Annotated in this window: 12 protein-coding genes; 6 read left to right on the forward strand and 6 right to left on the reverse strand. The window is 71.6% G+C overall.

Annotation, left to right across the window (positions count from 1 at the left end; all coding sequences use genetic code 11):
• Positions 1-3: 3 nt before the first annotated feature.
• Both KPL78_RS01730 and KPL78_RS01735 read right to left on the reverse strand, forming a co-directional pair.
• Positions 4-525, reverse strand: coding sequence for a lipocalin family protein (locus tag KPL78_RS01730; protein ID WP_219760918.1), 522 nt, complete (start codon positions 523-525; stop codon positions 4-6).
• Between the two features lies 1 nt (position 526).
• Positions 527-1,420, reverse strand: coding sequence for a polysaccharide deacetylase family protein (locus KPL78_RS01735; protein ID WP_219760919.1), 894 nt, complete (start codon positions 1,418-1,420; stop codon positions 527-529).
• 99 nt (positions 1,421-1,519) lie between these two features.
• Between KPL78_RS01735 and cydD the strand changes: the two genes are divergently transcribed.
• Both cydD and cydC read left to right on the forward strand, forming a co-directional pair.
• A complete protein-coding gene (gene cydD, locus KPL78_RS01740) occupies positions 1,520-3,196 on the forward strand; it encodes a thiol reductant ABC exporter subunit CydD (RefSeq protein WP_219760921.1) in 1,677 nt (558 codons plus the stop codon).
• Positions 3,196-4,866 (forward strand): thiol reductant ABC exporter subunit CydC, encoded by a 1,671-nt coding sequence (cydC, locus tag KPL78_RS01745; protein WP_219760922.1) that lies wholly within the window; start codon positions 3,196-3,198, stop codon positions 4,864-4,866. The genes cydD and cydC overlap by 1 nt, the downstream gene beginning before the upstream one ends.
• Before the next feature lie 150 nt (positions 4,867-5,016).
• On the opposite strand, the gene KPL78_RS01750 is transcribed toward cydC, so the two are convergent.
• Entirely contained in the window at positions 5,017-5,484 is a 468-nt protein-coding gene (locus KPL78_RS01750) for an Hsp20/alpha crystallin family protein (protein WP_219760923.1), read from the reverse strand.
• Positions 5,485-5,613: 129 nt separating this feature from the next.
• On the opposite strand from KPL78_RS01750, the gene KPL78_RS01755 reads away from it, so the two are divergent.
• The 4 genes from KPL78_RS01755 (at position 5,614) to KPL78_RS01770 (ending at position 9,484) form a co-directional block, all read left to right on the forward strand.
• Positions 5,614-6,567: a radical SAM protein gene (locus KPL78_RS01755; protein WP_219760924.1), complete on the forward strand. Its 954-nt coding sequence runs from the start codon at positions 5,614-5,616 to the stop codon at positions 6,565-6,567.
• Between the two features lie 71 nt (positions 6,568-6,638).
• Positions 6,639-7,022 (forward strand): OmpA family protein, encoded by a 384-nt coding sequence (locus KPL78_RS01760; RefSeq protein ID WP_219760925.1) that lies wholly within the window; start codon positions 6,639-6,641, stop codon positions 7,020-7,022.
• Positions 7,022-8,821 carry a DNA helicase RecQ gene (gene recQ, locus KPL78_RS01765; protein ID WP_219760926.1) on the forward strand — a complete coding sequence of 600 codons (1,800 nt, stop codon included), beginning with the start codon at positions 7,022-7,024 and terminating at the stop codon, positions 8,819-8,821. The genes KPL78_RS01760 and recQ overlap by 1 nt, the downstream gene beginning before the upstream one ends.
• A 93-nt stretch (positions 8,822-8,914) precedes the next feature.
• Positions 8,915-9,484 carry a hypothetical protein gene (locus KPL78_RS01770; RefSeq protein WP_219760927.1) on the forward strand — a complete coding sequence of 190 codons (570 nt, stop codon included), beginning with the start codon at positions 8,915-8,917 and terminating at the stop codon, positions 9,482-9,484.
• Positions 9,485-9,640: 156 nt separating this feature from the next.
• Here KPL78_RS01770 and grxD read toward each other — a convergent pair whose 3' ends face one another.
• Genes grxD through purL form a run of 3 tightly spaced genes read right to left on the reverse strand, consistent with a single transcriptional unit; the run spans position 9,641 to position 12,444 of the window.
• Positions 9,641-9,979, reverse strand: coding sequence for a Grx4 family monothiol glutaredoxin (gene grxD / locus KPL78_RS01775; RefSeq protein WP_219760928.1), 339 nt, complete (start codon positions 9,977-9,979; stop codon positions 9,641-9,643).
• 12 nt (positions 9,980-9,991) lie between these two features.
• The gene (locus KPL78_RS01780; RefSeq protein WP_219760929.1) at positions 9,992-10,225 is read right to left on the reverse strand and encodes a BolA family protein; all 234 of its coding nucleotides are present in this window, start codon (positions 10,223-10,225) and stop codon (positions 9,992-9,994) included.
• Positions 10,225-12,444 carry a phosphoribosylformylglycinamidine synthase subunit PurL gene (gene purL, locus KPL78_RS01785; protein WP_219760931.1) on the reverse strand — a complete coding sequence of 740 codons (2,220 nt, stop codon included), beginning with the start codon at positions 12,442-12,444 and terminating at the stop codon, positions 10,225-10,227. The genes KPL78_RS01780 and purL overlap by 1 nt, the downstream gene beginning before the upstream one ends.
• Positions 12,445-12,477: the final 33 nt, after the last annotated feature.

A 12,477-nucleotide genomic window follows, 5' to 3' on the forward strand; every position in this document is an offset into this window, starting at 1 on the left:
GCGCTATTGCGGGGTGGGCTGGAGCTTCGCGGTGTCGAAGCCCTCCCGCCGCGCGATGGCGATGGCCGCATCACGGTCGGCCGGCGCCATCTGCGGCGTGCGCGACAGGATCCACAGGTAGTCGCGCCCCGGCGCCCCCACCACGGCCCAGCGATAGTCGGGATCGAGCCCGATCACCCAGTAATCCCCGTAGAAGGGCCAGAAGAAGGTCACGCGCAGCCGGTCATTGCCGGGTGACGCGCTGTAGGCCGTGCCCTCCGCAACGCTTTCCGCCCCGCCCGCCAGCCCGTTGCGGCATCGGTTCACCACGCTGACCTTGCCGTCAGGCCGCGGGGTGTAGGTCGCGGTCGTGTATTCGCAGCGGATGCGCGCGCTGTCCTGGAAGGAGGTCGGGAAGCGCGCGATTTCGTACCACTGCCCTGCGTAGCGGGCGAGGTCGACCTGTCCCACCGTGCGTGGCGTGCCCGGACCGGGTTCCGTCGAACAGGCGGCCAGCAGGGCCAGGGCAGGCAGCAATCGGCGCATCTCACTCTCCCGGAATGGTGCCTGGCGGCAGCCCCGTCACATGGTCGAGGATGCCGACCGCGGTCGTGACCCAGACAACGCCGCGCCGCGCCGCGAGATGCATCAGCGCCCGCCGCAATTGCCGCAGCCGATAGGGCTGGCCCACGAGATACGGATGCAGCGCGATCCCCATCACCTGCGGCAACCCGTCCCGCGTCTGGAGCAGCCGCTCCTCGAAATCGTCGATGATCATGTCGGCGAACTGCGCCGCGCCATCCTTCCGCCCGACGATGGAGGGGATGTCGTTGATCTCCTGCGGGTAGGGGATGGCAAGCAGCCTGCCCGCCCGCGTTCGCTTCCAGATCGGCGCGTCATCCGCCGCCCAGTTCAGCGAATAGGCATAGCCCGCCTCGGCCAGCAGGTCGGGCGTGACCCGCGACTCGGCGATCCAGGGGGACAGCCAGCCGCGCGGTGCCTTGCCTTCATGCGCGACGATCGCCGCGGTGCTCTCCGCGATCAGTGTGCGTTCCTCGGCCTCCGGCAGCACGGACTGGCGTTCGGAATTGGTCCGCCCATGCCCGGCGATCTCGTCCCCCCGCCGGCGATGCGCCGCGACCAGCGACGGCGCATAGGCATACATCGCGCTGTTGAGCAGCACCGTCGCGGGGAAGCCGACCTCGTCCAGCAATTCGATCAGCCGCCAGGCGCCCACCCGGTTGCCGTAGTCCCGCCAGGCGAAGTTCAGGATGTCCGGCTGCGGCCCGCCCGGCGCGAGCTCCGCTCCCAGCCCCTCGCCAAACGCGAAATGCTCCAGGTTCACGCCGAGATAGACCGCGAGCTTCGCCCCGCCCGGCCACTCATAGGCCTTCCGCTCCGGCCAGGGATGGTAGTCGTAGCGGTCATGGGTGGGCAGCATCGGGCACCTCCTGGCCCGTCCTGATGCCGCCGGGCCACGGCGCCGGCAAGTCGTGGCATCCCGATTTCGGACCCGTCGCATCTCGGCTAGAACGCCGCCATGGCATCCCCCGAACCGCGAGCAGAGCACGCCGCCGCTGCCCTGCTGAAGCGAGAGGCCCGGGCCGAGCGGTCGCGCCTCCTCCCGCCTGTCCTCATCGGACTCGGGATCGTCGCCTGTGGCATCGCACAGGCATTTCTTCTGGCGCGGCTTCTGGCGACGCTGCTCGGCCGCGCCGATGCCGGCTGGGCGGAACTCGCCGCCGCGGCGGTGCTGGCCCTGCTCATGGCGGGCCTCGGCATCGCCCAGGAACGCGCGCAGCTCGCGGCCGGCGAGGCCGCCAAGTCCCGCCTGCGCGCCACCGCCTTCGCCCGGCTGCTCGCCGCCGGCCCCGCCGATGACCGCGCCGTGGGCCAGAAGAGCGCCCTCGTCGTCGAACGCATCGAGGCGATGGAAGGCTACTTCGCGCGCTACCTGCCCGCGGCGATGCTGGCGCTGCTCGGGCCGCTGCTGGTCGCGGCCGCGACCTCCGTGATGGATCTGCGCAGCGGCCTGATCCTGCTCGGCTGCGGCCTGCTGGTACCGGTCATCCAGGCCATCACCGGCATCGGCGCCGCCCAGGCCAGCCGCCGGCAATTCGCCGCCCTGCAGCGCCTGTCCGGCCGCTTCCTCGACCGCATGCGCGGCCTGCCGGTGCTGGTGCTGTTCAACCAGCAGCAGGCCGAGGCGACGCGCCTCGGCGCCGCGGCCGATGAGCTCCGCCGCCGCACCATGCGGGTGCTGCGCGTCGCCTTCGTCTCGGCCGGCGCGATGGAACTGCTCATCGCCGTCGCGTTGGCCTCGCTTGCCTACCACCATGGCGCACTGGTCCGAGGCGGCCATCCGGAGCCCGTCGCGGCGCTGTTCACCCTGCTGCTCGTCCCGGCCTTCTTCGCGCCGCTGCGGGCCTTTTCCGCCGCCTATCACGAACAGCTCTCGGCGCGCGGCGCGGCCGCCGACCTCGCCCCACTGCTCGACGCTCCGGACCCCGAGGGCCTGTTGCTCGAGGAAGTCCCGCCCAAGGTCACCATCACCTTCCAGGATGTGACGCTGTCCTACGCCCCCGATCGCCCGCCGGCGCTCGACGGCCTGTCCCTGCGCGCCATGCCGGGGGAAACCGTGCTGCTGACCGGCCCCTCCGGCGCCGGCAAGACCAGCGTGCTGCGCATCCTCATGGGCTTCCGCCGCCCGGATGCCGGGCGCGTCGCCATCAACGGCCGCGACGCGATGCTGCTGAGGCCGGCGGAGCTCCGTCGCCTCTCCTCCTATGTCGGCCAGCGCGCCTTCATCTTCCACGACACGATCCGCGAGAACATCCGCTTCGCCCGCCCCGAGGCCGATGACGCCGCCGTCGAGGCCGCAGCGCGCGCCGCCCAGGTGATGGAATTCGCCGCCGACCTGCCCCAGGGCCTCGACACGCCGGTCGGCGAGGGCGGCTTCGGCCTGTCCGGCGGCCAGGCCCAGCGCGTCGCGGTCGCCCGCGCCTTCCTGCGCGACACGCCGCTGGTGCTGCTCGACGAGCCGACCGCGCATCTCGACCCGGGCACGGAGGCGGTGGTGCTCGACGCGCTGCGCAGGCTCTGCATCGGCCGCACCGCCATCGTCGCCACCCATGCGCGGGTGGCGCGCAACGCCTTCGGCCGCGTGCTGGAGATGCAGGCGGGCCGCGCCGGCGCCCCCCGCATGGCAGGTGAGTGATGCGACACGACGTCTTCCGGGTTCTCCGCCTGTGGCGCGGCCATGCCGGATGGCTGACGGCGGGCGTTGCCATGGCGGTGCTCTCCGCCCTGTCGGGCGTTGCGCTGCTGGTGCTCGCCGCGCGCGTCATCTCGGGCGCCGTGGCGCAGGGCAGCGGCGCGCCCGTGCTGGTGGTGGGCTTCGGGATCACGGCCCTGCTCTGGCTGCGGCCGGTGATGCTGTTCCGTCCCGTCGCCCGGTACCTCGAACGGCTGGTGACGCATGAGGCGACCTTCCGCGCCCTGGCCCAGACCCGGGTGTGGTTCTTCGGCCGCCTGGCCCAGCGCCTGCCGGCCGGGCTCGGCCTGCGCCGCGCCGGCGACCTGCTCGGCCGCCTGGTCGCGGATGTCGAGGCGCTGGACGGGCTCTATCTGCGCGTCATCGTCCCCGCCGCGGCGGCGCTCGCCGTGGTGGTCACCATGGCGCTCGTCGTCGGCGCCGCCTCGCCAGGCCTCGCGGCCATCCTGGCCCTGCCGCTCGCCGCCGCGCTGGTCCTGCCGATGCTGCTCGCCCCCGCCGCGGCGCGGGCCGGGGCCGAGGTCGCCGAGGCCCAGGGTGCGCTGCGCAGCGCCGTCGTCGAACCGCTGACGGGACTCGAGGACACCCTCGCCGCCAATGGCGAGGCCCGCGCCGCCGCGCGCGTGGCGGCCGAGGGCGCGACCCTCGCCGCCGCGCAGACGCGCCTCGCGCGCCGCGCGGCCTGGGGCGGCGCGATGGGCTCCCTGCTGACCCAGGTGGCGCTGCTCGGGTGCCTCGCCTGGGCGCTGGCGTCGCGGGACCATGCTGTCGCGACCGGGCTGCTCGCGGTCTTCCTTGCCTTCGCCGCCGCCGAGGCGCTCAGCCTGATGCCGCGTGCCGGCGCCGCGCTCGCCGCGGCCGGCGCCGCCGCGCATCGGCTGTTCGAAGCCGCCGACACCCCCGAACCCGTGCCCGACCCTTCCGCGCCGGCGCCGCTGCCGAAGGGCCATGCGCTGCGCCTGTCGGGCGTCACCTTTGCCTGGGCCCCCGACCGCCCGGCCGTCTTCGACGGGCTCGACCTGGACGTGCCCGAGGGCGCGCGCATCGCGTTGCTGGGCCCCTCGGGCGCCGGCAAATCGACGCTCGCCGCCCTGCTGCTGAAATTCGCGGCGCCGCAATCCGGCAGCATCACGCTGGGCGGGATCGACATCGCGACGCTGGCCGCGGCCGATCTGCGCCGGCGGGTCGCCTGGCTCACCCAGGATGCGCGGCTGTTCGACGACAGCATCGCCGCCAATCTGCGCCTCGCCGCGCCGGAGGCGACCGAGGCCGAACTCTGGCGGGCGCTCGACCGCGCGCAGATCGGGGACCTCATCCGCAGTCTGCCCGAAGGGCTGGAAACCCAGTGCGGCGAAGGCGGCACGCGCTTCTCCGGCGGCCAGGGCCGGCGCCTCGCCTTGGCCCGCACGCTGCTCTCCCCCGCCTCGGTGCTCATCCTGGATGAACCGGCCGCCGGTCTCGATGCCGATACCGAGCGCGCCTTCCTCGCCACGCTGGACGAGGCGATGGCGGGCCGCAGCGTCATCCTGATCCTGCACCGGCTGATCGGCGTCGAGCGGCCAACGCGCATCCTGCGCCTGGTCGGCGGCCGGGCGATCCCGGCCACCGGTTGAGAGACCGTTTGAAAAATCCGGCACCAGCCCTCATCCCCGCCGGGCCACCCCATTCAGCATACTGACGTTGGATGGCCGGCTGGGGATGCGGGCCGGTGCCGGACAGCAAATGCGCCGATTGGCGCATTTCCACGCGGCCTCTCGACGGGATCAGCCGGCCGCGGCGGGCTTGCCGATCGGAATGCGGTTGGCCTTCGCCTCGGCCTCGGGCGGCCGCTTCAGGGTGACGGTCAGCACGCCCTTGTCGAAGGCGGCCGTCGCATCGGCCGGGTTGGGCGACCAGGGCAGGGCGAGGCTGCGCCGGAAGCTGCCATAGGACCGCTCGGCGAGGTGAAGGCCCTCCTTATCCTCGGTCTTCTCCGCGCGCTTCTCGCCGGACAGGGTCAGCATGTCGCCGTCCAGCGATACCTCGACATCCTTCTCCTCGATCCCCGGCAGCTCGGCGGTGACGGTCAGGCCCTCGGCGGTCTCCTTCACCTCGATCTTGGGTGCGAAGCCCGTAACCGAGGCAGGGCTGCCTCCGAACATTTGATCGAAGACCCGGTTCACCTCCCGCTGTAACGTTCCGAACAGGTCGGACGGGTTTTCCGGGCGCGGCATTGGAAGACGGGCACTCATGGCTTTCTCCCTCCTTGCACGCTGGCAGGGCCGGTCGAAGGGCCCACAGGCCAGTGGGATCTGGGTAGCGCCACTGGCACCGAAGGTGCTTTGCCCTGGATCAACCTCTGTGGGGCGCCATTGGTGACCATGTCGTTGCAGACACTGCCCCGCCCGCTCGACCCGGCGAAGTTCCGCGATCCTGCCGTCACCGCCAAGGGCGAGCCCCGGGCGAGCGTGCCGCTGACCGGCCTGCGCACCCTCTGGGTGAATACCGGCACGCTGTGCAACATCACCTGCCGGCATTGCTACATCGAGAGCAGCCCGACCAACGATGCGCTCGTCTATCTCGGCGCCGCCGAACTGGCGGCCTATCTCGACGAGGCTGCGGCCCTCGGCATGCCGCTCACCGAGATCGGCTTCACCGGCGGCGAGCCCTTCCTGAACCGCGACCTGCCGGCGATGCTGCGCGACGTGCTCGGGCGCGGGCTGTCGGCCCTGGTGCTGACCAATGCCATGAAGCCGATGATGAACCATGCGTCGGCGCTGCTCGCCCTGCGCGAGGCCTTCGGCGATCGGCTGACCCTGCGGGTCTCCCTCGACCACCACGATCCGGTGCTGCACGACGCCGAACGCGGGGACGGCAGCTTTGCGAAGACCCTTGATGGGCTGGTCTGGCTCGCCCGCCACGGCTTCCACATCCATGTCGCCGGCCGCGCCGGCTTCGGCGTCGGGGCCGAGGCGGCGATGCGGGCCGGATACGCCGCGCTCTTCGCCGCCCTTGGCATCCCGGTCGATGCCGCCGACCCCGTGGCGCTGATGCTCTTCCCCGAGATGAATGCCGGCGCCGACGTGCCGGAGATCACCACCGCCTGCTGGGGCATCCTGCGCAAATCGCCCGACAGCCTGATGTGTGCCTCGGCACGGATGGTGGTGAAGCGCCGCGGTGCCGCGCGGCCATCGGTCGTCGCCTGCACGCTGCTGCCCTACGACCCGCAATTCGAACTCGGCGAATCCCTGGCCGAGGCCGCGCGGCCGGTGGCCCTGAACCACCCGCATTGCGCGACATTCTGCGTGCTCGGCGGCGCGGCCTGCTCGCGCTGATCGCGCGCCAGTTGACGGCCATGCCGGCTTCGCGCGACCAAGGGGGCATTCCAACCCGGAGTCGTTCCAAGATGCGCCGCCGCACCTTCTTCGCCGCCGCTCCCGTCCTGCTGGCCGCTGCCTGTGCGACCCAGGAACCGCAGGGCCGTGCGATCACCGTCTTCTTCACCGAGGACAGCGCGCAGCTCGGCCCCGAGGCACAGGATGTGGTGAAGGGCGTCGCCGAGCGCGCCAAGACCATGCAGGGCCCCGTGTCGGTGCTCGGCTTTGCCGGCCCGGCGGGCGGCGTCGCCTATAACCGCGCATTGTCCGAGGCGCGCGCTCAGCATGTCGCCGACCTGCTGGTGCAGTTCGGCGTCGCGCGGGACCGCATCCGCATCGTGCCGCGCGGCCCGGTGCCCTTCGAGGCGGTGGCGACCGAGAGCCGGCGCGTCGAGATCCGCATCGGCGCCTGATGCGCACCCCGGAGGACCCGAGCGAGGTCCTCCGCCGCGTCTTCGGTTATGAGAATTTCCGCGGGCGGCAGGAGGAGATCGTCCGCCACGCGACGGAGGGCGGTTCCGGGCTGGTGCTGATGCCGACGGGCGGCGGCAAGAGCCTCTGCTTCCAGGTGCCGGCCCTGTGCCGCAACGGCGTCGGCATCGTCGTCTCGCCGCTGATCGCGCTGATGGAGGACCAGGTCGCCGCCCTGCGCCAGCAGGGTGTTGCCGCCGCCGCGCTGCATTCCGACCTGCCGCCGGAGGAAGCGCGCACCGTGCTGCGCGACCTGCACCAGGGCCGGCTGAAGCTGCTTTACGTCTCGCCGGAGCGCCTGACGCTGGACGGCATGCTCCAGCGTCTCGATGAACTGCCCATCGCCCTCTTTGCCGTGGATGAGGCGCATTGCGTCAGCCAGTGGGGGCATCACTTCCGGCCGGAATACCGTGGCCTCGGCGTGCTGGGGCGGAACTTCCCGGGCGTGCCTCGCCTTGCGCTGACCGCGACCGCCGACCCGCGCACGGTCGAGGACATTCGCGTCCAGCTCGACCTGACCGAGGCGCCGGTCTTCCGCGCCTCCTTCGACCGGCCGAACATATTCATCACGGCGGCGCCGCGCGAGAGCGAGCGCGGCCAGCTTCGCGCCCTGATCCGCGAGGTGGGCGGCTGCGGCATCGTCTATTGCGGCAGCCGCGCCAAGGCGGAATCGACCGCCGAGTGGCTGCGCACGGACGGGCACGACGCGCTCGCCTTCCATGCCGGGATGGATGCGGCGGACAAGCGCGACGCCCATCGCCGCTTCGCCCGCGGCGACGATGTCATCATGGCGGCGACGATCGCCTTCGGCATGGGCATCGACCGCCCGGATGTGCGCTGGGTGGCGCATCTCGACCTGCCGCGCAGCCCGGAGAGCTGGTACCAGGAGATCGGCCGTGCCGGCCGCGACGGCGACCCCGCCCGCGCGCTGCTGCTGTTCGGTGCCGGCGACATGGCGATCGCGCGGCACCGCATCGCCGAGAGCCCGGCGAGCGACGAGCAGAAGCGCGTCGAACGCTCCCGGCTCGATGCCATGATCGCCATCGCCGAGGCGGCGACCTGCCGTCGCGCCCTGCTGCTGCGCTGCTTTGGCGAGGAGCCTGCCACTCCCGAATGCGGCGCCTGCGACATCTGCAAGACGCCGCCGCGTCTGTTCGACGGGACGGTGGCGGCGCAGAAGATGCTCTCGGCCGTGGTGCGGACCGGGCAGCGCTTCGGGCTTGGCCATGTGGTGGACGTGCTGCGCGGGCGGCTGACCGACAAGGTGGCGCAATTCGCCCATGACAAGCTGCCGACCTTCGGGGTGGGCAAGGATTTCTCCGACAGCGCCTGGCGTGGCGTGGCGCGGCAGCTCGTCGCGCGCGGAGCGCTCGACGTGGTTGTCGAGAACCATGGCGAGCTGGTCGCGACCGAAGCGGCGCGTCCCGTCCTGCGCGGCGCGGAGCCGGTGATGCTGCGCGAGGACACGGTGCAGTCGGCGCCGAGGCGGTCGGCCGGTCATGGCCCGCCGCCGGTCTCCTCGGGCGATCCGCTGTTCGATGCGCTGCGGCTGTGGCGGCGTGGTGTGGCGCAGGCGCAGGGGGTGCCGGCCTATGTCGTGGCCGATGACCGGACGCTGGGCGGCATTGCGGCGGCGAGGCCCGGGAACATCGATGCGCTGCTGGAGGTGCCGGGGATGGGGCGGTCGCGCGTGGAGCGCTATGGTGACGACATCCTCCGCATCATTCGCGAGGAAGGCTGAACGCGCCGCGCCTGCATGCGTTGTGATGCATTGCATGGGCGAAGCGAAAGTTCGTCGCTAGGGTGCCGCCGCTTATTGAAGGGGGACCACGACATGCGCCGTTCGATGCTGATGACCGCTGCCCTGATGGCGATGATCGCCGTCGCGCCGGCGCGGGCCGACGACATCTCCGACGCGATCGGGGAGGCGCAGCGCGCCTATCAGGGCGGGCAGTTCCAGGCGGCGCAGACCGCGTTGCAGGAGGCGCTGCAACTGCTGCAGCAGCGCGGCGCGGCGAACCTGGCCGCGGCGCTGCCCGATGCGCTGCCGGGTTGGACCGCCGAGGAGGCGACGTCGAACGCTGCCGGGGCTGCCGGACTGTTCGGTGGGTCGATGGCGTCGCGCACCTATCGCAACGCGCAGGACCAGACGGTCGAGATCCAGGTGATGAGCGACAACCCGATGATCGCTCAGCTTGCCGCGGTGCTGGCCAATCCGATGCTGGCCGGGGCGATGGGGCGGCTCGTGCGGGTTGGCGAGCTGCGCGCCATCCAGGCCAATGACGGCAATGTCAGCATGCTGGTGGACAACCGCATCCTGGTGCAGGTCCAGGGCGACGCGCCGGCGGACGCGAAGCTCGCCTACGCCCGTGCGATCAACGTGGCGCGGCTGGCGGGGCGCTGAGGCGCCGGACGAGGCCGTGCCGCCCAGCGGCGCGGCGCAAGATGGGCACCCCGTCGCCGCCTGAACGCAGCCGGAAGGGGTTGCCGACGAGGGTTCCGGCAGGGCGGTGGTGATCGCCGGGGACCGCGCCGCTTGGCGGGTCCCCGGCGGGGCCAATCAGGCCTCGGCCTTGTGGGGGACTTCCTTCTCGGCGAGCAGGGTCGCCAGCTCGCCGGACTGGAACATCTCCATGACGATGTCGCAGCCGCCGACGAACTCGCCCTTCACATAGAGCTGGGGGATGGTCGGCCAGTTGGTGAAGGCCTTGATGCCCTCACGGATCTCCATGTCCTCGAGCACGTTCACGCCCGAGAAGGGCACGCCCATGTGGGTCAGGATCTGAACGACGCGCGCGGAGAAGCCGCACTGCGGGAAGACCGGCGTGCCCTTCATGAAGAGCACCACGGGGGTCTCGTCGATGGTGGCCTGGATGCGGTCGAAGGTGGGGTTCGACATCGGGTCTGGGTCCTATTCCGGAGCGGAGGTCTGAAGGGCCAGCGCGTGCAGGACACCGCCCATGCGGCCCTGCAGCGCGGCGTAGACGATCTGGTGCTGCTTCACGCGGGAGATGCCGCGGAAGGACGCCGAGACGACCTTGGCGGCGTAGTGGTCGCCGTCACCGGCCAGGTCCTCGATGGTGACCTCGGCATCGGGGAGGGCGGATTTGATCAGCGCCTCGATCTCTGCCGGTTGCATCGCCATCAGGCACGTCCTTCCATCAGGGCGGGGAGCGTCGCTTCGTTCGCCTCCCGCAGGGTCGACACCGATATGGACCGGCCGCCGCCCAAATCCAGGGCAGACCCGCCGGAACGGCCGAGCCGGTAGGCGGGCACACCCGCCAGCTTGGCCTCGGCCAGGATGGCAGCGGCGTCGGAGACTGCAAGGACGTAACGGGCCTGGTCCTCGCCGAACCAGAAGGCGTGGGCGGGCAGGGCATCCCAGGCGGGGGCGAGGGTCGCGCCGGTGTTGGTCGCCATGGCCATCTCGGCGATGGCGACCAGCAGGCCGCCATCGGCGCAGTCGTGGCAGGCCAGCACATCGCCGGCGAGGATCTGGGTGCGGACGAAGTCGCCGTTGCGGCGCTCCGCGGCCAGGTCCACCGGGGGCGGGGCGCCTTCCTCGCGGCCGGCGATGTCCCGCAGCCAGAGGGATTGGCCGAGGTGGCCGGCGGTGGTGCCGACCAGGACCAGCTCCGCGTTCGCCGGCATGCCGAGGCCGATGGCGTCGGCCGCGTCGTCGATCACACCGACGCCGCCGATGGCGGGGGTGGGGAGGATCGCCCGGCCCTCGGTCTCGTTGTAGAGGGAGACGTTGCCGCTCACGACCGGGAAGTCGAGTGCGGTGCAGGCGGCGGCCATGCCGCGCACCGCGGAGGCGAACTGGCCCATGATCCGCGGCTTCTCGGGGTTGCCGAAGTTCATGTTGTCGGTGATGGCGAGCGGCAGGGCGCCGGTGGCGGTGATGTTGCGCCAGGCCTCGGCGACCGCCTGGGCGCCGCCCGCCTCGGGGTCCGCGAGGACGTAGCGGGGCGTGCAGTCGGTGGTCATGGCCAGGGCGCGGTCGTGATCCTCGATCTTCACGATGGCCGCGTCGGCGCCGCCGGGGCGGTGGACGGTCTGGCCGTTCACCAGGGCGTCGTACTGGTCCCAGATCCAGCGGCGGGAGCAGAGGTCCGGGGTCGCGACCAGGGTCAGCAGGGCCTGTTCGATGCCGACCGGGTCGGGGATCGAGGCCGGGGCCAGGAGAGGCTGCTTCGGGGTGTCCTCGGTGGGGCGGCGGTAGAGGGGGGATTCCGATTCCAGCGGGGCGAGGGGGATGTCGGCCTCGATTTCCCCCTTGTGGCGGATGACGATGCGGCCGGTGTCGGTGAGGTGGCCGATCACCGCGAAGTCCAGCTCCCACTTGGTGAAGATGGCCTCGGCCATCGCCTCGCGGCCGGGCTTGAGGACCATGAGCATGCGCTCCTGGCTCTCGGAGAGCATCATCTCGTAGGCGGTCATCCCCTCCTCGCGCTGGGGGACGTTGTCGAGGGTGAGGTCGATGCCCATGCCACCTTTGCCGGCCATCTCGACACCGCTGCTGGTCAGGCCCGCGGCGCCCATGTCCTGGATGGCGACGATGGCGTCGGTGGCCATGAGTTCCAGGCAGGCCTCGATGAGGAGTTTTTCCGCGAAGGGGTCGCCGATCTGGACGGTGGGGCGCTTTTCTTCGGAGTCCGCGGAGAATTCCGCGGAGGACATGGTGGCACCGTGGATGCCGTCGCGGCCGGTCTTGGAACCGACATAGACCACGGGGTTGCCGATGCCGGTGGCGGCGGCGGTGAAGATGCGGTCGGCCTTGGCGATGCCGACCGTCATGGCGTTGACCAGCGGGTTGCCGTTGTAGGCGGGGTGGAAGTTGACCTCCCCGCCCACCGTCGGGACGCCGACGCAGTTGCCGTAGCCGCCGATGCCGCGGACCACGCCGTCGATCACCTGCTTCATCCGCGGCGCGTCCGGGGCGCCGAAGCGCAGGGCGTTGAGGTTGGCGATGGGGCGGGCACCCATGGTGAAGACATCGCGCAGGATGCCACCGACCCCGGTGGCCGCGCCGTTGTAGGGCTCGATCCAACTGGGGTGGTTGTGGGATTCCATCTTGAAGACGGCGGCCAGGCCATCCCCGATGGCAATGACGCCGGCATTCTCCCCCGGGCCCTGGATGACCCAGGGGGCCTTGGTGGGGAGTTCCTTCAGCCAGACGCGGCTGGATTTGTAGGAGCAGTGTTCCGACCACATCACCGAGAAGACGCCGAGTTCGGTCAGCGAGGGGGTGCGGCCGAGGATGGCGAGGGCGCGGTCGTATTCGTCCGGCTTGAGGCCGAATTCGGCGGCAAGCTGGGCGGCACGGGCGGGGTCGAGGGGCGTGGGCGCGGCGGCGGTCATGGGCGCGTTGTGGGTAGCGCGCGTGCCGCTGTC

It is taken from the genome of Roseomonas alba (assembly GCF_019430885.1).
In the GTDB taxonomy this organism is placed as follows: domain Bacteria; phylum Pseudomonadota; class Alphaproteobacteria; order Acetobacterales; family Acetobacteraceae; genus Neoroseomonas; species Neoroseomonas alba.